Genomic DNA, 22,476 nt, shown 5'->3' with positions numbered 1-22,476 from the left:
ACGAAAAATAGCGCATACTTAATGAAAAAACTGTTTTGTATCCTGACCTGCAGCAGTTTGTTTTTTGCAGCCTGTAATAATAACCACGCCACAAAAAACAATCCGGCAGGACTCCAGCCCGGTGATACCGTAACTACTGCTAAAAGTGGCCAGGGTGCTGCTTTAGCCTTTGAAGAAACGGTGCATAATTTCGGAGATATTACCCAAGGTGAAAAAGTGGAATATTCTTTCAAATTTACCAATACCGGCACCACTCCCCTGGTCATTGAAGATGCAGTTGCCAGCTGTGGCTGTACTGTGCCGGAATGGCCTAAATCGCCCATCAAACCCGGAGAATCCGGCTTTATGAAGGTGATCTTTGACAGTAATGGTAAATCCGGTTACACCGAAAAGGAAATATCCATCAAAACCAACGGTGCAGATGGATATGTGGTAGGGCCTAAAATACAATGCAACATCATTACAAAATAGCACGCAACTTTAAACAAACTATTAAATCAATTTATAGATGAACATCCTGAACATTTTATTAATGGCGCCTCAGGCAGGAGGACAAGGTGGTGGTAACTCTTACATCTCTTTTCTGTTCTTTGGTGGTATGATCCTGGTAATGTGGCTCTTCATGATCCGTCCTCAAACCAAAAAAGCTAAACTGCAGAAACAGTTTATTGACAACCTGAAAGAAGGCGATAAAATTGTGACCATTGCCGGTATCCACGGTAAAGTGAAAAAAATGAACGACAACAACACCGTAGTAGTAGAAGTTAGCCCAGGCACCAACTTCACTATCGAGCGTTCTGCTATCAGCATGGAATATACCCAGACGCAGCAGAAAGCAGCGGAAACCAAATAAGGGAAAGCATTCGCAATTGCATATTTATTACGCATTTTCCGGAAGATGATCAGGTATGATCTTCGGGGAAATGCGTAATTGTTTATACGTAATTCGTAATTTTATCCAAACTGGTTCTATGTTAAAGATTGGCATTACAGGAGGTATCGGCTCCGGCAAAAGTACCGTCAGCAAAATATTTGAATTACTGGGCGTACCTGTTTATTACGCTGACGACCGGGCCAAGGATATTCTGGTACGGGATGCCGTCCTCGCCGCACAGGTAAAGGAACACTTTGGCGCAGCCGTATATGACGAACAAGGCGCCTTAAACCGTAAATACCTCGGCAATATTGTCTTCAACGACAAAGCAAAACTGGATCTGCTGAATTCTCTGGTACATCCTGCCACCATCCGCGACTCTGAACAGTGGGCACAGCAACAGCAGGCACCCTATGTACTCAAGGAAGCTGCCCTTCTTTTTGAAACGGAATCCTTTCATTACCTCGATAAAATCATTGGCGTATCCGCCCCCCAGCCTCTTCGTATACACCGGGTCATGAAACGGGACAACGTATCCCGTAATGATGTACTGGCCCGCATGTACAAGCAGCTGGATGAAGTGATCAAAATGCGGCTATGCGATTATGTCATCCATAACGACGAGCAGCAAATGGTAATTCCCCAGGTATTGGCGCTGCATAACACCTTATTGCAGCTGGCCACCCAATCCTGACGGTTACCTCTGGTATAGCACCCCTCCCGCCTGACAGGCGTTTTCCCTAACTTTGCGAAAATTTATGTATTATGGAAACAGCCATCAAACCTCCCATCCAACTAACACCTGCCGCTGTAGCAGAGCTGACAAAGCTGTTACAGGGCGCCGTTGAAGCGCCTTTTCTGCGCCTTGGTGTCAAAGGCGGCGGCTGTTCGAGCGGTACGTCCTATATGCTGGGATTTGATGCCCGCATGGCAGATGATGATCTTTTCGATGTTGCCGGTATTCCGGTGATCATCAAAAAAGCCCATGGCATGTATCTGATGGGAATGGAAGTAGATTTCCAAGATACACCGGATGCCCGTGGATTTATATTCCGCGCACCAGCTGTGTAATACAACAGTACCTGCAGGCTGCGCTGCTCCCATACTTAACTGATACAAAAAACCTCCCGGATAATCCGGGAGGTTTTTATTTTATCAAACATCTTTCAGTTTATCTTACTTACTTAGTTGTTGCTTTCTGCGGAGTAGCTGCTACTGCATCTGTTTCCACACCCAGCTGGTTCTTTTTGTCAAAGTCAACCAGTACCGGTGCAGCCACGAAGATGGAAGAGTAGGTACCGGTGATCACACCTACGAGCATAGCGAAGGCGAAACCACGGGTTACTTCACCACCGAAGATGAACAGGATCAGGATGGTCAGGAATACCGTGAGCGACGTCATAATGGTACGGCTCAGGGTATCATTGATCGCTTTATTAATAACGGTATCTCTGTCGCGACCCTGTGAACCGGTTTTGAAGTACTCACGAATACGGTCAAACACGATCACGGTATCGTTCATGGAGAACCCGATCACGGTCAGAATAGCCGCAATGAAGTGCTGGTCAATTTCCAGTGTAAACGGCAGGAAGTGTCTGAACCAGCTGAATACAGCCAGTGTTACGAGCACGTCGTGCAGCAGGGAGAAGATCGTACCGATAGAGTACTGCCATTTGTTGAAGCGCAGCAGGATGTACAGGAAGATCACGACGATCGACAGTACCGTTGCTTTTACCGCACCTGCTCTCAGGTCATCAGAGATCGTTGGAGATACTGTCTGAGAACCGATTACAAAGCGGGAAGTAAAGGCTTCCTGGGTTACGCCTGAATCGTAGAATTTCTTCAGTCCTGCATACAATTTATCCATTACTTCCTTATCCACTTCCAGGCTTTGCTGTTCGATCTTATAAGCAGTGGTAATGTTCAGCTGATTGGTAGAACCGATGGTTTTTACGAATACTTCTGAATCAAATTCTTTGTTCAGTACTTCTCTTACTTCTTCGCGGTTAATTGGCTTTTCGAAACGAACGGTAAAGTTACGGCCTCCGGAGAAGTCGATACCGTGGTCGAAACCATGGAAGAAAGAAGAGATACCGGCAACCATTACGATAGCAGAAACGATATAGGCATATTTACGTTTACCTACGAAATCGAAAGCAGCGTGTTTAAATACTTTACGGGAAATCGGTGTAAAGTATTCGAAGTGCCTTTTCTTTTTCATCCAGAAGTCGGTTACCATACGGGATACCAGGATACCGCAGAACAGGGACAGGATCAAACCGATGATCTGTGTGGTAGCGAAGCCCAGTACCGGACCTAAACCGAAGTAGAACAGGATGAAAGCCGTGAGCAGGGAGGTTACGTGACCATCCAGTACAGGTGCGTAGGAACGCTTGTAACCTTGTGATACCGCATCCGCATAGGATTTACCATGTTCCAGCTCATCTTTGATTCTTTCGAAGATAATTACGTTGGTATCTACCGCCATACCGATAGTGAGTACCAGACCTGCGATACCAGCCATGGTGAGCGTAGCGCCCAGAGAGGCCAGGATACCGAAGGTAAACAGCAGGTTCAATACCAGTGCGATATTAGCTACCCAGCCGGCAGTGTTGTAGTACACCAGCATGAGTACGAAGATGATAGCGAAGGAGATCATGAAGGATTTAGCACCGGCTGCGATGGATTCCGCACCCAGGGTTGGTCCTACGATCTGTTCCTGTACGATTTGTGCAGGAGCCGGCATTTTACCGGATTTCAGGATGTTTGCCAGGTCATTGGCTTCTTCAATGGTAAAGCTACCGCTGATAGAAGAACGGCCACCGGCAATTTCGCCCTGGATAGATGGTGCAGAATACACGATGTTATCCAGCACTACTGCTACGTAGTTAAAAGTAGACGGATCTTTCGGATTGGCAGGCGCCAGTTCACCAGTCAGTTTTTTCCACTCATGGGCACCGATGTTATCCATGGCCATGCTGATTTCCGGCTGGTTGTTCTGATCCATATCCTGACGGGCGTCAACGATTCTTTCGCCGCCTACACGTGGTGTAGGGTTTGCAGGATTTACTTTCAGTACATAAACCGGGATCGGACCATATTTGTCTTCTTTATTTTCCGGACCGAAAGCAAATACGGCATCTTTAGGCAGGATGTTGCGTACAGCAGGTAACTCGAGGTAATTATTAAAGGTAGCAGTATCTTTTGGTAAGATGCGACCGATAGAAGGGCTTGGGTACAGGGTACCTGATTGCGGATCTATGTTCGGGAATAATACCATGAACAACGGATTTTGTTTCTGTTGTTCTTTGATCTGCAGTTCTTTGGCATTTTTGCTGGTATCAGCTTTAGCGCTTTTACCACTGTCTTTTGCGAGGTAGTCGGTCAGGCTGCCGCTTTTGCTGCTGTCGGCAGCGGCGTTAGCTGCTAAGGCAGGTTGAGTGGAGTCTGCAGCCGGTGTAGCTACAGGCGCTTCATGACCGCCCAGGGAGTTCCTGATAGCCTCATTCATTGGATTCAGTACATTCTGGAAGAAGTCGGGGCTGTTTTTGTATACTTCCCGGAATTCCAGGTTGGCAGTTGCCTGCAGGTACTTACGTACACGGGCAGCATTGTCTACGCCAGCCAGTTCCACGGAAATCAGACCTTTGTTCTCATCCAGGTTGATGTTGGGTTGTGCCACACCGAATTTATCAATACGTTTTTGCAGTACGATATAGGTATTCTTAATGGCAGCACGGGATTCTTTACGAATCATGTCCAGCACCTGCTGATTGGAAGAGTTGAAAGTGATCTCTTTCTGGTAGGCATTGGCGAAAATAGTTGCCAGACGGCCCTGCGGTGCTACTTCCGCATATGTTTGCCCGAACAAAGTAACAAAATCTGCCTGGTTTGTTTTTTTACGTTGATCTGCCAGTTCCAGCGCCTTGTTAAACGCAGGGTCCTTGGATTGACCGGATAAAGCGCGGATTACATCTTCCACGTTTACTTCCAGTACAACGTTCATACCACCCACGAGGTCCAGACCAAGATTCAACTCTTTTTCCTTTGCCTTGTTGTAGGTAACATACCACGGAAAACCTGCAATTTGTTTGTTGCTGGTACTATCCACGATCGCTTGTCTCCTTTGTTTAATAAACCCTTTCAGTGTATCTGAGTAGAAGCCTTGCAGCTCCTGGCTGCCCGGATATTTCTTTTCAGGTGTAGGGTACTGTTTGGCCACATCGTTTTCGGCCTGCTGCTCTATCTTCTTCTCATAGTTCCGCACCAAAAACGTGAAGGACAATTGGTACAAAGAGATAAGGATCAGTGCGATGGCAAAAAATCTTACCAGTCCTTTAAGTTGCATGTTGTTTGTTTCGGGTTTATAATAAAAAAATTTTTAGAGTTGCAAAGATAGAATTTAAATTGATATATTAAAGCCCTTGTTAAAAGAGGTGCAAAATCAATATCATACTGGATTTGCGGGCTTTCCGGTGTCCATTTTTCCAAATCTGCGATTCTGGTTTTTTCGTCTTTTTAAGAATATTTCTTTGCTTTACACTCATTAATAACGACAAATATATGCAAACCCAACATTATCCGGTAACAGATAATTTCCTGGACGCTTTGCTGAAAGGTCACCAAACCCGCCTGGGTGCAGTATATCAGCATGCAGCTGCCTACCGTTTACAGATTATTTACACGCAGATCGACCGGGATGCCCGTCAGCGGCCCCGCTTCACGGATTATTACTATGGCACCTCCCCCGCTCCCTACTTCTATCCGGCATCTACGGTAAAACTGCCTGCGGCCCTGCTGGCACTGGAAAAGCTCCGCGATCTTCGTATCCCCGGCGTTACCCGTCATACGCCTATATTCACGGAACCCTTACCCGGGATCAGTACCGGTGTTACCCGTGACCCTTCGGCAGCGGGCAATCTACCATCTATCTCTCATTATATCAAAAAAATATTCCTTATTAGTGATAATGATGCCTATAACCGGCTGTATGAATTTATCGGACAGGAACATTTTAACCGGCGGCTGTGGGAAATGGGTTATGACGCCATACAGATCCGGCACCGGGTAGGCCTGCCATTATATGAAGCCGCCAACAGGCATACCAATGCCATTCGTTTCCAGCAGAATAACCAGGTGTTGTATACACAACCCGCTGCCTGCAGCACCTTGGATTTTTCTCCGAGAGAAGATCTCATCGGACATGCCTACTATGACCACAAAGGGAAGCTGGAACAAGGTCCTATGATTTTCTCTCACCGTAATAAATTACCGCTCCGGGATCTTCATCAGCTGCTCCGCAGTATAATTTTTCCGGAAGCTGTAACAAAACAACAACGTTTCCGTTTAACTGAGAACGATTTAAGTTTTCTTTATCGGTGTATGTCGCAATATCCAGGCGAATCAACAGATCCGACTTATGATCCGGAGCATTATTGTCAGGCTTATACAAAGTTTTTACTTTTCGGAGGCGCCCAACAACAAAGCATTCCAGGTTATATCAGGATCTTCAACAAACCTGGCTGGGCTTATGGCTTCTTAACCGATACCGCCTATATAGTAGATTTTATTCATCAGGTAGAGTTCTTATTATCAGCCAGCATATTTGTAAACAGAGAAGGCATATTGGGAGATGATCAACCGGCATTTGAAACTGTAGGCAAACCTTTTCTCAGGGCACTGGGAGAAATAATTTATCAAATGGAACTGGAGCGGAGCAAAGCACACTTACCGGATCTTTCCCGTTTTATACTTCAGTACAAATAACACCAAGCATAAACGTAGTAACACTTATTAAAAACTGAGTACAGATGCATACAAAGAACAGTCGCATTTGGGTATTAGCAGCCCTTTTTGGTGGAGTAATCGGACTTTCTGCCTGTTTGAAAAACAAAGAGTATGAGCCACAGCGCCAACCTTATTTTGCAGTAGTGATCAATGGAGCCACTGCTCCTGCTACAGTAGATGTATTTAACAATGGTGTAAAACTGAACAGTGACGGCCCTTATAAAAGCGGTTCATCCAGCTTTTATTTTGAAAGGCAGGCAGGTATGCACAATTTTTCTTTCCGCGACAGCAAAGGTGTGGGACTTGACTCTACCCTGAGACAATACGACTCCCTTCAATACTATACCATCCTTACCTATAACACAGGTACCACTTTCAAAACCACTTCCACCCGTGAGAACTTCAGTGAGCTGAGCAACTCCCAGGTTAATTACCGTTTCATAAACCTCAGTAACCTGAGCGACAGCGAACCAGTGGATCTTTATTTCAACAATAAAAAAGTGGATAGCAACAGAACCTTTAGTCCATATGCACCCTGGGTAACTATTCCCACACCCACTTCGTATGTGGAGTACAAAGTTAAACTGAAAGGCACGGATTCCGTGCTGGCCGTAGGTTACGCCCGTGGTTCAGACAGCAACAAACAGATTCAGTTATACCGTGGCAACGTGTATACGTTCTATCTCAGCGGAGATAAAAACGCCACTACCGCGCCTACCAAACTGAAAGTATCTTATATCCCACACACGATCGAACAATAAACCTGTTCATGATAAAAATAGAGAACGGTCGCGGCTTAGCCGGGACCGTTCTCCTTTTACACCTGACCTGCCCCCGGCGACTGCCTGCTGCTTTCGCTTTTTTTCAGTAGGTTTGTTCCGGTCAATAACCATGTTAAGATATGAATCAACTAGCAGAAAGGCTATCACGGATTTCCGAGCCTCAAACAATTAAAATGGCGAAACTCAGCCGCGAGTTGAAAGCCCAGGGAATAGATATTGTTGACCTTAGTATCGGGGAACCGGATTTTGATACCCCCGTACATATCCGGGAAGCAGCCAAAAAGGCCATAGACGAAGGTTTCACCCATTATACACCTGTAGCGGGTTATGCGGATGTAAGACAAGCCGTGATTCACAAACTGAAAAGAGATAACGATCTCGACTACACGCCTGAACAGATTGTGGTATCTACCGGCGCCAAACAAAGTCTCGCCAATGCCGTACTGAGCATCATCAATCCGGGTGATGAAGTGATTATACCTACCCCTTACTGGGTTACCTACTCCGAGCAGGTAAAGCTTTGCCAGGGTGAAGTCGTATTTGTAACCTGCAGCATCGAAAATAATTACAAGATTACACCGGAACAGCTGGAAGCCGCCATTACGCCTAAATCCCGGCTTTTCATGTTCTCTTCTCCCTGTAATCCTACCGGTTCTGTTTATTCCAAAGCTGAACTGGAAGGCCTCGCTGCCGTATTTGCCAGACATCCGCAGATTTTCATCATTTCAGATGAAATCTATGAATATATCAACTATGAAGGGAAACATGAGAGCATCGCACAATTCGGTGATCTTATCAACCGTACCATCCTCATCAACGGCCTGAGTAAAGGTTTTGCCATGACAGGCTGGCGACTGGGTTACCTCGCCGCTCCTCTGGCCATTGCCAAAGCCTGCGATAAAATACAAAGCCAGTTTACTTCTGCTACCTGCTCCATTACACAGCGGGCTGCCATCACTGCATTAACCGGCGAACTGACCACCGCACATGAAATGGTGGCTGAATTCAAAAAACGTCGCGCCTATATACACACTGCACTTAAAACAATCCCCGGATTAGTTGTAAATGATCCGGAAGGCGCATTCTATATGTTCCCGGACATCAGTGCATTTTTCAATAAATCTTTTGAAGACAGCCAGATCAACAATGCAGACGACCTTTGCATGTACCTGTTGCATAAGGCCAATGTATCGGTAGTTACCGGTGTGGCCTTCGGCCAGCCTAACTGTATCCGCCTCTCCTATGCCACAGGAATGGACAAGCTGGAAAAAGGCGTGGAGCGGATGAAAACATGGCTGGGAAAATTAGCATAATAAAGCAATACACATAAAACAGCACACCTGTTCCGGGAGATGTTTCTGCAGCGATGCACGGGTATACGCGCTGATCCCCGCTTTTATCTTCCTGTTAAACATCTCCCGCAGGGTGTATAATGTGCCATGCTCCGGTAATTTATTACCTATAGCATTTATTTATACATTATAATATTATATATTTGTGGGCTTAAAACCTTGGTAAAAGATGAATTCCCAGCAGCTCATGTTCATTGCTATTACGATTGGTGCAGTGGCACTCGTATATATGACCATCAAAGACCTGTTAAAGAAGAATAAACCGGAAACTCCGGCAGAAGACGAAAAAACAGCTCCTTCCCATAACGCCGTTATACTTCCCTTACAGCTGCAGGCCTATGAAAGGCTCGCCCTGTACGTAGACCGTATTACACCACAAAGCCTGATCAGCCGCCTGTATCAGCCCGGCCTGACTTCTGTAGACATGCAAATATCCATGGTACAGAGTATTAAAGCAGAGTATGAACATAATGTAACACAACAGATCTATGTATCCGCCATGACCTGGGAAGCCGTTAAAACATTAAAGGAACAAACTATTTCCGTCATCAACCAGGTAGCCGTACAATTACCGGCAGATGCCCCGGCGATGGATCTGAATAAAAATATTCTGGAAGTATTTATACAAGCCGGCGAATCTCCCGCAGAACTCACGGCCCAGATTATTAACTCGGAAGCCAAAAGGCTGATGAAGTAATTATCTGGCGTTGATCACCTCATTCAACAAATAACCTTTCCCGTTAAACAGCATATACAGCGGCTTTCCCTTATACCAGGGGATACCCGCTTCTTTGCTGTGGGCCTGCATATGCAGGTGCGGTTCGGTACTGAATCCGGAGTTGCCTACACAACCCAGGGCCTGTCCCTGTTTTACATACTGGCCTTCCTGCACCACTACACTGCCCATTTTGAGATGTGCCACAAACACATAACAATGCGTGGTTTCCAGCAATACCTGGTTGGTATTTTTAGGACCACGGTCCATTGCCGGTGGAATATTATCAGGGTTATTACTATAAGCCCGCTGTACCAGCCCATCACAGGGAGCATATACCGTATCATTGAAAATTACGTAATCGTCCAGCTTACGGGAAAATATCTGATTCGCCCTGCCGCCCCACTGGTTTAACTTCACAATATCCATGGCATAGATAGCCCCCCGCAGGCTGTAATGAAATACATTGGTAGGTAGCCCTTTGCCGCCCTGCAACACAAAATACTGTCCCGACCGGAGGGGGAAAGTAAGCGCCACAGTTTGTGGCTTACCGGTAGTACCCGTAAAATACAAGACTACTGCTGTGGTAAATAAGCCCGTCAGCACCAGATTACTGACCCGCCTGTAAAGGGCTGTGGGCACCGCCGGATGCCCATGTCTGTGAAATATCCACCGGTTGCTGCACAACAGCAGCAAAAATCCGAAAATATACTTGGTATAGATAGAAAGGTACACCCAGGTACCGTATAAATAAAGAAAAGCGCCCAATGAAAGCCCCAGCAGCAGATAAGTATAAGTAGCTGCCAATGGTTTGTTTCCGGCTTTCCATACAAGATATAAACTATAGGCAGCCAACGCCAGTGTAATGCCCAACAAAGAATAAATGATCATAACAGCGTACCAGACTTTCCTGCAAATATCAATATTTTTCGCAGCGGTGAAGTACCATAATAATTATGTAACATTGCAACGCTAGTTTCAGAACTATGGAAAAAATCATTCAAACAGATTCAGGTATCACCATTGCTCCGCTGTATACAGAACCCGTAAACATGCAGGAAGAACCCGGTACCTTTCCTTACACCCGAGGCATACATGCTTCCATGTACCGTGATAAGCTATGGACCATGCGGCAGTATGCCGGTTTCAGCACCGCGGAAGAATCCAATAAACGGTACCACTACCTGCTCAGTCAGGGGGTAATGGGCCTCAGTGTGGCATTTGACCTGCCTACCCAGATCGGCTACGACTCGGATCACGCCATGTCGGAAGGCGAAGTGGGGAAAGTTGGTGTTGCCATCGACTCCCTCGAAGACATGGAAATACTCTTCAAGGATATTTCCCTGGAACAGATCTCTACTTCCATGACCATCAATGCCACCGGGTTTATCCTGCTGGCACTCTATATTGCCCTGGCCAAAAGACAAGGCGCCGACCTGCAAAAAATATCCGGTACCATTCAGAATGATATCCTGAAAGAATACGCGGCCAGGGGTACTTTCATCTATCCTCCCCAGCCTTCCATGCGCATTATCACGGATATCTTCGCCTATTGCAGCAAAGAAGTACCCAAATGGAATACCATCTCCATTTCCGGTTACCATATCCGCGAAGCCGGCGCCAATGCCGTACAGGAACTGGCTTTCACCCTTTCCAATGGTAAATCCTATCTGCAGGCCGCCATTGAAAAAGGGCTGGACATCAACGTATTTGCCAAAAGGTTATCCTTCTTCTTCAATGCACATAACCACCTTTTTGAAGAAGTAGCGAAGTTCCGCGCAGCCAGACGTATGTGGGCGCACATCACCACAGAGCTGGGGGCTACAGATCCCAAAGCCCAGATGTTGCGGTTCCATACCCAAACCGGTGGCAGTACGCTTACTGCCCAGCAGCCACACAATAACATTGTACGGGTAGCCATACAAACCATGGCCGCTACGCTGGGTGGCACACAGTCACTGCACACCAACGGCTACGATGAGGCGTTATCGTTACCTACAGAAGAAGCAGCCCGTATTGCCCTGCGTACCCAACAGATTGTAGGCTACGAAAGCGGCATTGCCGATACGGTAGATCCGCTGGCCGGCTCCTATTATGTAGAAGCGCTGACCAACGAAGTAGAAGCCAAAGCATGGGAACTGATTCATAAAATTGATGCCATGGGTGGCGCCGTGAGCGCTATTGAACAAGGCTTTGTACAAGATGAGATTGCCCGCAGTGCCTACCAGTATCAGCGGGAAATCGAAAGCAAGGAGAAAGTCATTATCGGTGTGAATAAATTCACGAGTACCGACAACCAGCCACCGGAAGTATTCCGTATTGATGATAGTATCCGTAAAATACAATCAGAACGATTAAAATCATTACGCGAACGCCGCGACAATGACGCTGTAAATGCTTGTCTGCAGCGCATTACCGAAGCCGCCAGCACCACCGAAAACCTGATGCCGCTGGTGGTGAATGCCGTAGAACAGTTATGTACCCTCGGCGAAATAGCAGATGCCTTAAGAGCGGTATGGGGCGAATACAAATAGACAATTAAGCGTTGCGAAACAATAGAGAAGACGCAATACCCTACAGCAGATGGGTTACTTTTATCTGCCTGGCCGGTAGCGCAGCTTAATTTATAATTCGTAATTCTTTAATTTAGCACTTCAAAATGTAGCATGGGCTCAATTTATTATAGCAGCTGCCCGCTTTGCGGGTCGTCGCAGATTCAGGAAACACTGACAGCAAAGGATTACACTGTATCGAAAGAAACATTCAGCATCTGGCATTGTAACGGCTGCAGCGGCCGTTTCACACAAAATATTCCCGACAACGCGGCTATTGGCCGGTATTATCAGTCGCAGGAATATATTTCCCATTCTGAAACCAAACAGGGACTCATTAATCGTTTATACCACAGCGTCAGGAAGATCACCTTACGTTCCAAACAAAACTGGGTACGTAATGCTGCCGGTATCAAGCAGGGTAATCTGCTGGATATTGGCTGTGGCACCGGCGCCTTCCTGCATTATATGCAAACCGGCGGCTGGACGGTAACCGGGCTGGAGCCGGATGAAAATGCCCGCCGCAACGCGCAGGATATTTATCAGCTGACGCCATTACCTATTGAGGCGCTGTCTACTCTACCACCGCAACAATATGATGCCATCACCATGTGGCATGTACTGGAACATGTACATGACCTGCATCAATACCTGGATCATATCCGTACCTTACTAAAACCGGGAGGCGCCCTGCTGATTGCCGTGCCTAACTATACCTCCCTGGATGCCGCTCATTACGGACAATACTGGGCCGCTTACGATGTACCACGTCACCTCTATCATTTTTCACCGAAAGCCATGGAACAGTTGCTGAACCAGCATCAGATCCAGGTAGTGAAAAAACATCCGATGGTATTTGACGGGTTTTATGTAAGTCTGCTCAGTGAAAAATATAAAACCGGTAAAAGCCGGCTCCTGGCAGGATTTATTCATGGCCTGAACTCCTACCGTAAAGGATTGAAAACAGTAGACCGGTGCAGTTCTATTGTATACGAATGTAAAATTTAATCTTCCGGAATACCTGTTTCCAAAGCAGCTATGTCATCAGATAAAATACTAAAAAGGCGCTGCAGATCCAATGATCTGCAGCGCCTTTTTTAATGACGTTGTATGATGACTTACTGATTATTTTTTCACCAGGTTCATTTCATCTATCAGCCTGGTACAACCGGCAAACTTATCCACGATAAACAATACATACCGGATATCTACCATGATATTACGGCAGATAGAAGGATCGTAGTTGATATCGCTCATGGTGCCTTCCCAGGTACGATCGAAATTCAATCCTATCAGGTGCCCGTTGGCATTCAGTGCCGGGCTGCCGGAATTACCGCCGGTGGTATGGTTGGATGCAATAAAACATACCGGCATTTTACCATTTACACCATATTGACCATAGTCTTTTTTCTTATACAGTTCTATCAGGCGGGCCGGTACATCAAACTCATAATCTCCCGGAATATATTTCTCCATCACTCCATCGAGGTAGGTGTAGAAGTCGTAGCGCACACCATCGCGCGGCGTGTAGCCATCTGCTTTACCATAGGTTACCCGCAGGGTGCTGTTGGCATCCGGATAAAAACGTTTTTTGCTACCCATGACATCTATCTGTGCCTGCATGTAGGTACGTTGCAGCTTATTGATGCCCAGTTGCAACTCATTCAGCGGTTTGCTCACATTCTCTACAAATCCGTTGCGCAGGGCGATTGCCATACCTGCAGCCGGATCTTTCCATACCTGGGCTACTACGGCATTCAGTGGTTGCTGCAGCAACGCTTTCAGTTTATCCATCGACGTTAGTGCGGAAGCAGCGTAGAGCTGATTAGCCAGTGCGCGGCTGTCTTTGTTGCTTACCTGCCAGATCTGGTTGTATTCATTGCCGCTGAAACGGGCCGGTACACCTTGCGCATACAAGGCCAGCAGACTTACACAGATGTCTTTATCTACTGTGGCATTGTAGTTCTGATAAAACGGCGCCATAGATTCCAGGAACTGGCTGCGCAGGGTTTCGTACTGTCCTTCTCCTTTCTGACGGGCGTCGCTGAGGAAGTTGAGCAGCTTATCACTCACAGTAAACAGTTCCACATTACCTACCAGTTCACTATAATAATCGCGGGTTTGTGCATAGGGCTGAATCTGACGGTACAAGCTGTTCAGGCTATCCAGCACACCACCATATTGTTGCTGCCAGGTAGGATTGCCTGCCAGCAGCTGCCGGTAGGTAGCTTCATACTGTTGTTTTCTGGCGATGCCATTGGTTTGTTTTACACCTTGCATCTCTCCCATCCACTTTTTCCAGTAGTTGGCAGTAGAAGCATATTTAGCAGCATATTGAATTTTGATCTGCGGATCTTTACGCATGTAGCTGTCCATGATTTTGAGGGCAGCATCCCGCATCTCTACTTTGGCTGCATCTGTCACCTCTACGGTTTGTTTTACCGCCTCAGAAGGCAGGTATTCATTCGTACGGCCCGGGAAGCCCAGTACCATGGTAAAATCGTTCTGTTTCACGCCTTTCATGGAGATAGGCAGGGCGTGTTTAGGCTTTAAAGGCACATTATCTTTGGAATAAGGCGCAGGGCGGCCATCTTTACCGGCATAGATGCGGAACATGGAGAAATCGCCGGTATGACGTGGCCATACCCAGTTATCGGTATCGGAACCAAACTTTCCGATGGAAGAAGGCGGTGCTCCAACCAGTCGTACGTCGCGGTAGGTTTCCGTTACAAACAGGAAATACTGATTGCCTTCAAACATAGGTTTGATCATGGTTTCCTGCCAGGATTCCTTGCGGGCATTTTGTCTGATTTCGTGCAGTCGCTTATCGATGGCCGATTGGCGTTCCTTCTCCGTCATGCCGGGTTGTACATCCTGCAGGGCGGCTTTGGTAACATCATCAATACGTACGATAAAAGTGGCGAACAGCCCTGGATTAGGCAGTTCTTCTACCGCTGTTTTGGCCCAGAAACCATTTTCCAGAAAGTTGTTCTGTAAGGAGGAGTGTTTCTGAATAACGCCATAACCACAGTGGTGGTTCGTTAACAGCAATCCCTGGGTGGAGATGACTTCGGCTGTGCAGAAACCACCGAAACTCACAATGGCGTCTTTCAGACTGCCTTTGTTGATGTTATAAATATCGGCGGCACTTATTTTCATGCCCATTCCTTTCATCTCTTTCTCATTGAGACCGGAAAGCAGCTGAGGGAGCCACATACCTTCCGTAGCATAGGAGTACTGTGTTAACGCCAACAATGCCAGTACCAGCAGCGGCTTCACGATTCGTTGCAACATATCTGATATTCTTTTTATAAAAATGGCAATTTACTACAATTAACGGAGGCGGGAAAGGATAAAGGGGTGTTTCTCATCATTCATCGATACAAAGCGCGGATTTACAGAGGTGATCTATTTTTTACGGACAGATTACGTCAATTTCATGCCTATATCTGTCCCCCATGTTCCGGTTAAAATATTCCGTGCTCATCACACACATAACGGGATGGCTATTATGTCTGAGTTTACCGTTGTTTTTCATCAGCGGACAAACCAGTAAACAGGATGCTATCACCCTTTTATCTTCTGCAGATTACTATATATTTCTGCTGATCTACATTTCCTTTTTTTATTTCCATGGTGATTTTTTATTGCCCCGGATATATTTCAGGAAACAATACCTGCTATATACCTTAGTGGTACTTTTCTTATTGCTGATCATCAATTTCATGCAGCCATTCACACATTTATTCCCATCATCACCGGCACAAAACAACACTTCCGACAATAAGGTATCCTTACTATCAGATATTAGTCTGCTGAAAACAATACCGGTAGATATTGCAGGATTATTATTACTGCTGTTATTACTGGCGCTCAGCACGGCCATTGGCATTACCAGGCGCTGGCAACAGCAGGAGAAGCAAGCGTTGTACGCGATCAACTGGAAAGTACAGGCAGAATTAACCGTATTGAAAGCCCAGATACAACCGCACTTTCTTTTTAATACCCTGAATAATATTTATTCCCTGGCGATTACGCGGCATGAGCATACCGCAACGGCTATACTGAAACTATCCAATATCCTGCGTTACATTACAGCGGGTAACCGGGATGATTATGTGTTATTACAGCATGAAATTGATTGCCTGAATGATTATATAGATCTGCAAAAGTTACGGTTAACCAGCCATACCAAAGTGAACCTGACGATTACCGGTAGTCCGGATATTAAATGTATAGCGCCCTTACTGTTATTACCCTTTCTGGAGAACGCCTTTAAACACGGCGTCAGTAATCAGGAAAACTCCGTGATTGATATCCGGCTGGATATATCAGCGGCGCACATACTTTTTTGCTGTCGTAACAGACTGTTTTCGCTTGCTCCGGACATCCGGCAAACGGGCAATGGTATTATTACTACCCGGCAGCGGCTGGAACATTTATATCCGGACAAATACGAACTCAGTATATGTACTAACGATGGCGACTATACGATTACGCTACAACTGCGGGCATAGATTACAACTACCTGCAAAGAAGATAGGATGAACCAGAATGCAGCGATGAGATATTCCGGACAGATTTGCTGATCATGTTGTTGGAAAATCGCTGCATTCAGTTCATCCTGCAATGTTTTTACGTGCTCTTATTGATACAGGTATTTCAACGCAATGATGTCATTGGCATTGAAAGTACGGTTGCCGCCATTAGAGCAGGCGAGCATCCAGGAGTTAGGATCAGCCTGAGTAGGCGTACCTGGGATAGGTACGGCACCTACGCCGCCATCACCTTCGTTTACAGCACTACCGCCACAGCTGTAGGCGCGGTTCATGTAGTCGGTATGACGCATACCGATACAGTGACCGATTTCATGCTGAATAACGGAACCCACATACAGTACGTTTGGATTGCTGCCATACGCTGCTGCATTGGTGTTCATTTTAATAGTAGTGAAAGGATTACCACCGCTTGGGAAACCGGCAGAACCTAAAGTAATGTAACCACCGCTTGGGCCTTCGTTAAAGCCTTGGATGGTAATGTTAGCCGTACCGGAAGTGATACGGGAGAATGTGATCCGCAGTCCCAGTCTGTTGTAACGGGCAATAGCGGTGTCGGCACCAGCCACAAAAGCAGCACCCAGGCCAGAAACTTTCACTTTGATAACGCGTGGCAATGCTGATACCAGGTTGTTCGTGCGGTACTGTTCTACTTCAGCAATGCGGAGAACAGGCGAAGTTGGTTTTTCATTCAATTGCGCTGCGGTCAGCAGGATGTCGTTTTCTACCAGGTAACCGTCGTCGGTTTTACGTACATTGTCAGTGCTGAAGCCATTTGCTTTGATTTGGGCTAATACTTCTGCAGATACCGGATCAGGTTTGTTTTCCTGTTGTTTGTCGTTTTTCTGACAGGAAGTGATCATGAAGGCAGCGAGCAGACAGCCGCACACACTGAGGGTTTGTTTGTTCATAGATTCAGATTTTGGGTTTATAAAAAAAGGTATCCCGGTGCCTGTTCCCGCGAACAGACAAATGTTGCAAACAATTCATTTACACGCTGCTGTAATGTGACCGCACTACAAGCTTTCCCGACACAGCGTTATTATTTTACGGCCCAAAAAAATACAGGAAACCTGTGCTCTCTTTTTTGAGACATGATTCGGACTGCATACCTGCTCTGGTATACCGCCTATAGTTCTAATGGATTGGTGATGACATGTAAACCGGTGTTCTCCGGTATCTCAGACTTGCTCTATTCAGATTAACTAACTGTCAGATTAACTTTCTTGTGAAACAGCTCTTCAGATCGTTGTTTAGATTTTGTTGATATTTACAATTCAAATATAACGTTTCAATATTACAACTTTCGGTTTACTTAAAAAAAATATTTTGTTTTTTCTCTCATAAAAAATTGCGACGGAGCATTAATTAGAGTAGATTTAATAACGAACTTAATCCGAAATCCTGATATTTTGCTAAACCCTGACATGAAGCACATAACCTCCAAAGTCTTTTCCCTATTACTTTTGCTGCTTATTTGCTGCAACTTCGTTGCTGCCCGGGAAAAAATGACTACCGATTCTATTTTGTTTCGTTATGCAGCAGATACCGTTGGCCGACTATCTAATCCTGCCGCTTTTCTTGTAAAATTCAGCGAAGCGCCGATAGAAAAAATACTGGACAAATACGGGCTGATAAAAGCGCTTACCCGCCATCATTATATCCTGAAACGATTACCTGCTGATAGTGCTACGCTGAAAAAAACAGTCTATAGTTATATCGCCAACAACAACTGGAAAGCGACCAACACATTACTACAGACACTTGAAAACATGGCGGTCACAGATAGTCTTACTGTGCAGATAGGTTACCAACATGCCGCCATACTGTTGGAACATGCCCGCCTGCAATACGACAGTAAACAATATGCAATTGCCATATTGCAGGTAAGCAAACGGGATTGGCCCGCTTTTATTGCGCAACCGGATGTAATCACCGCCGACATCATACGACGCCCTGTGACAGAAATGATTGTCAACATCAGCAATAGCATCATCAACCGGATCAGTATTGCGCAACAGCAATATCCGGGTATACAGGGAAAAAGTATAACCGTTTCCGTTAAAGAAGACTTATTCGATACCACAGACATCGATTTACAAGGCAGATATATTGCCTCGGCCAAAGCTTCCAATACCCTTAATAGTCATGCCACTGCGATGGCTACCCTTATTGCCGGCGCGGGCAGCAGCGGCAGCAAAGGCTTAGGTGTGATTCCCGCAGCATCTCTCCTGTCAAGCGGCTATAATATAGGGCTCATTCCAGATGATGACCGTTATTTTCAGCAATACCGTATCACGGTGCAGAACCATTCCTATGGTTCAACAGTTGAAAACAAATACGATGGCCTGTCAGCGGCCTTTGATCAGCTGATCGTGACAACCGATACCCTCGTGCAAGTCACCTCTTCCGGCAATGTTGGTACTGAAACCTCCGCCAGCGGCCGGTACCAGGGCATTCCGGCAGTCGCTAACCTATCCAGCAGCTTCAAACAGGCTAAAAATTTACTGATAGTAGGAGGCACCAGCAGCAGCTTTGTAGTAGAAAGACTCAGTTCCCGGGGCCCCACCTATGATGGCCGTATCAAACCAGATGTGACGGCCTATGGAGAAGATGGTACTTCCGGTGCATCGGCCATGACATCTGGTGTTGTTGGCTTGCTGCAGGATGCATGGCGGCAACGTTTTGGCAACGTTCCTTCTTCCGCCCTGATCAAAGCTATTATCATCAACAGTGCCTGGCTACCTAAAGGTTTGCTGCCAGCCTATACCCATGGCTATGGTAACCTGCATGCCCTGGGCGCCATGCAAACCATACAGGAAAACCGATATCGCCAGGGCACCGCCACACCACGCCAGACCAGCACCTTCGACATCAATGTACCTGCCGGTACCCAACAGGTAAAGGTGACCCTGTGCTGGAATGATCCGGCAGCAACAAAAGATGCGCCCAAAGCGTTGATCAACGACCTGGATATGACCATTACCGACGCCGGCGGCCACACATACCTGCCCTGGATACTCAGTTCCTACCCCTCTGCCGATTCGCTGAAAAAAACGGCCTGGCGGGGCCAGGATCACGTAAATAATACAGAACAGATCAGCATTACCCAACCACCGGCAGGACCGCTCAGGATCAGCGTAAAAGCCGATGCCCTCTCATCGGCGTCACAGGCCTTTTATCTGGCCTATGCCTTCACACCGGAAAACACCTTCCAATGGCAAAATCCGGTAGCTGCCCGTGTGCTGCCAGCCGGACAACTCACCCAGCTGCAATGGGAAACGACGTTTAGCGGCACTGGTGATCTTTCGTATAGCCTTGACAGTGGTGCCACCTGGATCACGCTGGCGCAACAGATACCGATACAAAATGGTACCTGGAACTGGAGTGCACCGGATGTATTGAAAAAGGCCTTCCTGAAATTTTCGTTGCCGGATACTGCTTTTATCAGCCCGGCCTTTTATATTTCCCCGACAGCGGATATCAAAGTGGGCTTTAACTGCAGCGACTCTGTTATGCTGTACTGGTCGCCCGTTCCCGGCGCGGCCGCCTACCAGGCATATGCCATGGGAGCCACTACCCTCGTTCCCTACAAACAAACGGTGGACACCTTTGTGTTTATTGCCAAACAACAAACTGCTACCCCCTACTTCGCCGTTGCACCAGTAGCACCTGCCGGCTGGGCCGGTGAAAAAGGCTACACCATCAACTATACCCGGCAGGGTGTAGACTGTTATGTAAAAAGCCTGCTGGCCGACAAAACCACCGATAACAAGGTAGCCCTGTCGTTAAGCCTGGGCAGTACCTATATGCTTAAAAATGTACATTGGGAAAAGCTGTCGCATGGCGTGTGGCAGCCGCTGGGTACGGAGCCTGTCAATCAGGCTACCACATTCAATCACCTGGATGGCGATCTGTGGGAAGGCATTATTAATTACCGCGTGCGCCTGGAAACCGTGGACGGACGTAATTATTACTCCGATTCTGTGTCCATACAGATACTGATGGAAAGTGATATTATCCTCTTCCCGAATCCTGCCAGCACCCATCTCTATATACTGGATAAGGAACCACATGTCCGGCAGGTAGTGATTACCGATATGGCCGGACGTACGGTACTGCTACGTACCATTACCGATATGCAATCCGCTATCCCCCTGCAACAGCTGGCCAATGGCCTGTATTATTGCACGGTTTATCTTGACGGGAAAAAGATCCTGGCTAAAAAATTCGTGAAACAACAGTAGTATACTGCCTGACTTTCCAACATAAAGAAAGCCGTTCAGATCTGGTCTGAACGGCTTTCTTTTGTATTTACAATTACTTGATTACAGGTGAATCGCTTCTCCGTAAGCTACTTCGATCGCGTCTTTTACAGACTCGCTCATGGTTGGGTGCGGGTGGATAGAATCCAGCACTTCCTGGTAAGTAGTTTCCAGTTTGCGGGCTACTACCGTTTCAGCGATGATCTCTGTAACGTTGGCACCGATCATGTGGGTACCTAACCATTCGCCGTATTTGGCATCAAAGATCACTTTTACGAAGCCTTCAGTTGCACCGGCAGCAGAAGCTTTACCGGAAGCAGAGAATGGGAATTTACCCACTTTAACTTCGTATCCGGCTTCTTTCGCTGCTTTCTCTGTATAACCAACAGAAGCAATTTCAGGTGCACAGTAAGTACAGCCCGGAATGTTCATATAATCGATGGTAGCAGGTTTGTGTGCGTATTTTTTCTCGTTGTAAGCGATAGCTTCCACGCAAACGATCGCTTCTTTGGAAGCTACGTGTGCCAGGGCCTGACCAGGAACCATATCACCGATAGCATAAACGCCCGGGATATTGGTCTGATAGTATTTATCTACCAGTACACGGCCTTTATCGGTTTTGATACCCAGCCCTTCCAGACCGATGTTTTCGATATTGGCAGCGATACCTACTGCGCTCAGTACTACATCTGCCTCCAGGGTAATTTCGCCTGTCTGGGTTTTTACTTTCGCTTTCACACCGTTACCAGTAGCTTCCACAGCTTCTACAGAAGCGTTGGTCATGATATCGATGCCTTTCTTTTTGTATATTTTTTCCAGTTCTTTGGAGATGTCTTCATCTTCTACCGGTACAATACGCGGGAGGAATTCAACGATGGTTACTTTCGTGCCGATAGTAGCATAGAAGTATGCAAACTCAACACCGATTGCACCAGAACCAACCACAATCATGGATTTAGGTTGTTTAGGCAGTACCATCGCTTCACGGTAACCGATTACGTTTTTGCCATCAATTTTCAGGTTAGGCAGTTCCCGTGCACGGGCGCCTGTAGCCAGGATGATGTGTTTCGCATCGTATACGGTAGCTTTACCGTCTTTATCAGTTACTTCTACCTGACCTTTGGTTTTTACTTTACCATGGCCCAGGAGCACATCAATCTTATTTTTTTTCATCAGGAACTGTACGCCCCTGCTCATTTTATCAGCAACACCGCGACTACGTTTGATAACAGCATCAAATTCTACTTTCGCATCACCTACGGTAATACCGTAATCTTTGGAATGCTGCGTATATTCAAATACCTGTGCAGTTTTTAATAAAGCTTTGGTTGGAATACAGCCCCAGTTTAAACAAATCCCACCCAGGTTTTCTTTTTCCACGACTGCGGTTTTAAATCCCAGCTGAGAAGCACGGATAGCAGCCACATATCCGCCGGGCCCACTACCAATTACGATTACGTCGTATGCCATATTATTTAATTTTAATTGAAACTTGCCAAAGGTAGAAAATTAATTACGAATTCGGAATTAAGAATTACGCATTGACTGGAAGCGCTTTCGCGATCATCTTCCGGCCAATGCGTAATTTTTAAT

At 46.5% G+C, this 22,476-nt stretch carries 17 protein-coding genes; 12 read left to right on the top strand and 5 right to left on the bottom strand.

Going from position 1 to position 22,476, the window contains the following annotated elements:
* Window positions 1–21 precede the first annotated feature (21 nt).
* The 4 genes from OL444_RS12655 (at window position 22) to OL444_RS12640 (ending at window position 1,945) form a co-directional block, all read left to right on the top strand.
* Complete coding sequence (locus OL444_RS12655) at window positions 22–471, top strand: DUF1573 domain-containing protein (protein ID WP_264732829.1); 450 nt, start codon at window positions 22–24, stop codon at window positions 469–471.
* Between the two features lie 37 nt (window positions 472–508).
* Window positions 509–853, top strand: a complete 345-nt coding sequence (yajC, locus tag OL444_RS12650) for a preprotein translocase subunit YajC (protein WP_264732830.1) — start codon at window positions 509–511, stop codon at window positions 851–853.
* 118 nt (window positions 854–971) lie between these two features.
* Complete coding sequence (coaE, locus tag OL444_RS12645; protein WP_264732831.1) at window positions 972–1,568, top strand: dephospho-CoA kinase; 597 nt, start codon at window positions 972–974, stop codon at window positions 1,566–1,568.
* A gap of 71 nt (window positions 1,569–1,639) precedes the next feature.
* Window positions 1,640–1,945 carry a HesB/IscA family protein gene (locus OL444_RS12640; RefSeq protein WP_264732832.1) on the top strand — a complete coding sequence of 102 codons (306 nt, stop codon included), beginning with the start codon at window positions 1,640–1,642 and terminating at the stop codon, window positions 1,943–1,945.
* A 109-nt stretch (window positions 1,946–2,054) separates the two neighbouring features.
* Here OL444_RS12640 and secDF read toward each other — a convergent pair whose 3' ends face one another.
* Complete coding sequence (gene secDF, locus OL444_RS12635) at window positions 2,055–5,222, bottom strand: protein translocase subunit SecDF (RefSeq protein WP_264732833.1); 3,168 nt, start codon at window positions 5,220–5,222, stop codon at window positions 2,055–2,057.
* A 215-nt stretch (window positions 5,223–5,437) separates the two neighbouring features.
* On the opposite strand from secDF, the gene OL444_RS12630 reads away from it, so the two are divergent.
* The 4 genes from OL444_RS12630 to OL444_RS12615 all read left to right on the top strand — a co-directional run bounded on the left by OL444_RS12630 (window position 5,438) and on the right by OL444_RS12615 (window position 9,492).
* Complete coding sequence (locus OL444_RS12630; protein ID WP_264732834.1) at window positions 5,438–6,640, top strand: serine hydrolase; 1,203 nt, start codon at window positions 5,438–5,440, stop codon at window positions 6,638–6,640.
* A 44-nt stretch (window positions 6,641–6,684) separates the two neighbouring features.
* Complete coding sequence (locus OL444_RS12625; RefSeq protein ID WP_264732835.1) at window positions 6,685–7,422, top strand: DUF4397 domain-containing protein; 738 nt, start codon at window positions 6,685–6,687, stop codon at window positions 7,420–7,422.
* A 194-nt stretch (window positions 7,423–7,616) separates the two neighbouring features.
* On the top strand, window positions 7,617–8,756 hold the full coding sequence (locus tag OL444_RS12620; protein ID WP_264732836.1) for a pyridoxal phosphate-dependent aminotransferase: 1,140 nt from the start codon (window positions 7,617–7,619) through the stop codon (window positions 8,754–8,756).
* Window positions 8,757–8,964: 208 nt separating this feature from the next.
* Window positions 8,965–9,492 (top strand): DUF7935 family protein, encoded by a 528-nt coding sequence (locus OL444_RS12615; protein ID WP_264732837.1) that lies wholly within the window; start codon window positions 8,965–8,967, stop codon window positions 9,490–9,492.
* Here OL444_RS12615 and OL444_RS12610 read toward each other — a convergent pair whose 3' ends face one another.
* Window positions 9,493–10,401 carry a M23 family metallopeptidase gene (locus tag OL444_RS12610; protein ID WP_264732838.1) on the bottom strand — a complete coding sequence of 303 codons (909 nt, stop codon included), beginning with the start codon at window positions 10,399–10,401 and terminating at the stop codon, window positions 9,493–9,495.
* A gap of 95 nt (window positions 10,402–10,496) precedes the next feature.
* Between OL444_RS12610 and OL444_RS12605 the strand changes: the two genes are divergently transcribed.
* Together OL444_RS12605 and OL444_RS12600 are read left to right on the top strand one after the other, a co-directional pair.
* Window positions 10,497–12,044, top strand: coding sequence for an acyl-CoA mutase large subunit family protein (locus tag OL444_RS12605; protein ID WP_264732839.1), 1,548 nt, complete (start codon window positions 10,497–10,499; stop codon window positions 12,042–12,044).
* A gap of 132 nt (window positions 12,045–12,176) precedes the next feature.
* The gene (locus OL444_RS12600) at window positions 12,177–13,070 is read left to right on the top strand and encodes a class I SAM-dependent methyltransferase (protein ID WP_264732840.1); all 894 of its coding nucleotides are present in this window, start codon (window positions 12,177–12,179) and stop codon (window positions 13,068–13,070) included.
* A 117-nt stretch (window positions 13,071–13,187) separates the two neighbouring features.
* Here OL444_RS12600 and OL444_RS12595 read toward each other — a convergent pair whose 3' ends face one another.
* Window positions 13,188–15,356, bottom strand: coding sequence for a S46 family peptidase (locus OL444_RS12595; protein WP_264732841.1), 2,169 nt, complete (start codon window positions 15,354–15,356; stop codon window positions 13,188–13,190).
* A gap of 164 nt (window positions 15,357–15,520) precedes the next feature.
* Here OL444_RS12595 and OL444_RS12590 point away from each other — a divergent pair, with 164 nt between their 5' ends.
* On the top strand, window positions 15,521–16,579 hold the full coding sequence (locus tag OL444_RS12590) for a sensor histidine kinase (protein ID WP_264732842.1): 1,059 nt from the start codon (window positions 15,521–15,523) through the stop codon (window positions 16,577–16,579).
* Window positions 16,580–16,707: 128 nt separating this feature from the next.
* Here OL444_RS12590 and OL444_RS12585 read toward each other — a convergent pair whose 3' ends face one another.
* Window positions 16,708–17,529 carry a M57 family metalloprotease gene (locus OL444_RS12585; RefSeq protein ID WP_264732843.1) on the bottom strand — a complete coding sequence of 274 codons (822 nt, stop codon included), beginning with the start codon at window positions 17,527–17,529 and terminating at the stop codon, window positions 16,708–16,710.
* Between the two features lie 516 nt (window positions 17,530–18,045).
* Here OL444_RS12585 and OL444_RS12580 point away from each other — a divergent pair.
* Window positions 18,046–20,865 carry a S8 family peptidase gene (locus OL444_RS12580; RefSeq protein ID WP_264732844.1) on the top strand — a complete coding sequence of 940 codons (2,820 nt, stop codon included), beginning with the start codon at window positions 18,046–18,048 and terminating at the stop codon, window positions 20,863–20,865.
* Between the two features lie 81 nt (window positions 20,866–20,946).
* On the opposite strand, the gene lpdA is transcribed toward OL444_RS12580, so the two are convergent.
* Complete coding sequence (lpdA, locus tag OL444_RS12575; protein WP_264732845.1) at window positions 20,947–22,353, bottom strand: dihydrolipoyl dehydrogenase; 1,407 nt, start codon at window positions 22,351–22,353, stop codon at window positions 20,947–20,949.
* Window positions 22,354–22,476 lie beyond the last annotated feature (123 nt).

Source organism: Chitinophaga nivalis (assembly GCF_025989125.1).
GTDB lineage: Bacteria > Bacteroidota > Bacteroidia > Chitinophagales > Chitinophagaceae > Chitinophaga > Chitinophaga nivalis.
This window is presented reverse-complemented; position numbering and strand designations above follow the sequence as displayed.

Excerpts from the sequence above, each read along its gene's own strand:
- OL444_RS12655 (WP_264732829.1), top strand. The coding sequence starts at position 22 with ATGAAAAAACTGTTTTGTATCCTGACCTGCAGCAGTTTGTTTTTTGCA.
- yajC (WP_264732830.1), top strand. The coding sequence starts at position 509 with ATGAACATCCTGAACATTTTATTAATGGCGCCTCAGGCAGGAGGACAA.
- coaE (WP_264732831.1), top strand. The coding sequence starts at position 972 with ATGTTAAAGATTGGCATTACAGGAGGTATCGGCTCCGGCAAAAGTACC.
- OL444_RS12640 (WP_264732832.1), top strand. The coding sequence starts at position 1,640 with ATGGAAACAGCCATCAAACCTCCCATCCAACTAACACCTGCCGCTGTA.
- secDF (WP_264732833.1), bottom strand. The coding sequence starts at position 5,222 with ATGCAACTTAAAGGACTGGTAAGATTTTTTGCCATCGCACTGATCCTT.
- OL444_RS12630 (WP_264732834.1), top strand. The coding sequence starts at position 5,438 with ATGCAAACCCAACATTATCCGGTAACAGATAATTTCCTGGACGCTTTG.
- OL444_RS12625 (WP_264732835.1), top strand. The coding sequence starts at position 6,685 with ATGCATACAAAGAACAGTCGCATTTGGGTATTAGCAGCCCTTTTTGGT.
- OL444_RS12620 (WP_264732836.1), top strand. The coding sequence starts at position 7,617 with ATGGCGAAACTCAGCCGCGAGTTGAAAGCCCAGGGAATAGATATTGTT.
- OL444_RS12615 (WP_264732837.1), top strand. The coding sequence starts at position 8,965 with ATGAATTCCCAGCAGCTCATGTTCATTGCTATTACGATTGGTGCAGTG.
- OL444_RS12610 (WP_264732838.1), bottom strand. The coding sequence starts at position 10,401 with ATGATCATTTATTCTTTGTTGGGCATTACACTGGCGTTGGCTGCCTAT.
- OL444_RS12605 (WP_264732839.1), top strand. The coding sequence starts at position 10,497 with ATGGAAAAAATCATTCAAACAGATTCAGGTATCACCATTGCTCCGCTG.
- OL444_RS12600 (WP_264732840.1), top strand. The coding sequence starts at position 12,177 with ATGGGCTCAATTTATTATAGCAGCTGCCCGCTTTGCGGGTCGTCGCAG.
- OL444_RS12595 (WP_264732841.1), bottom strand. The coding sequence starts at position 15,356 with ATGTTGCAACGAATCGTGAAGCCGCTGCTGGTACTGGCATTGTTGGCG.
- OL444_RS12590 (WP_264732842.1), top strand. The coding sequence starts at position 15,521 with ATGTTCCGGTTAAAATATTCCGTGCTCATCACACACATAACGGGATGG.
- OL444_RS12585 (WP_264732843.1), bottom strand. The coding sequence starts at position 17,529 with ATGAACAAACAAACCCTCAGTGTGTGCGGCTGTCTGCTCGCTGCCTTC.
- OL444_RS12580 (WP_264732844.1), top strand. The coding sequence starts at position 18,046 with ATGAAGCACATAACCTCCAAAGTCTTTTCCCTATTACTTTTGCTGCTT.
- lpdA (WP_264732845.1), bottom strand. The coding sequence starts at position 22,353 with ATGGCATACGACGTAATCGTAATTGGTAGTGGGCCCGGCGGATATGTG.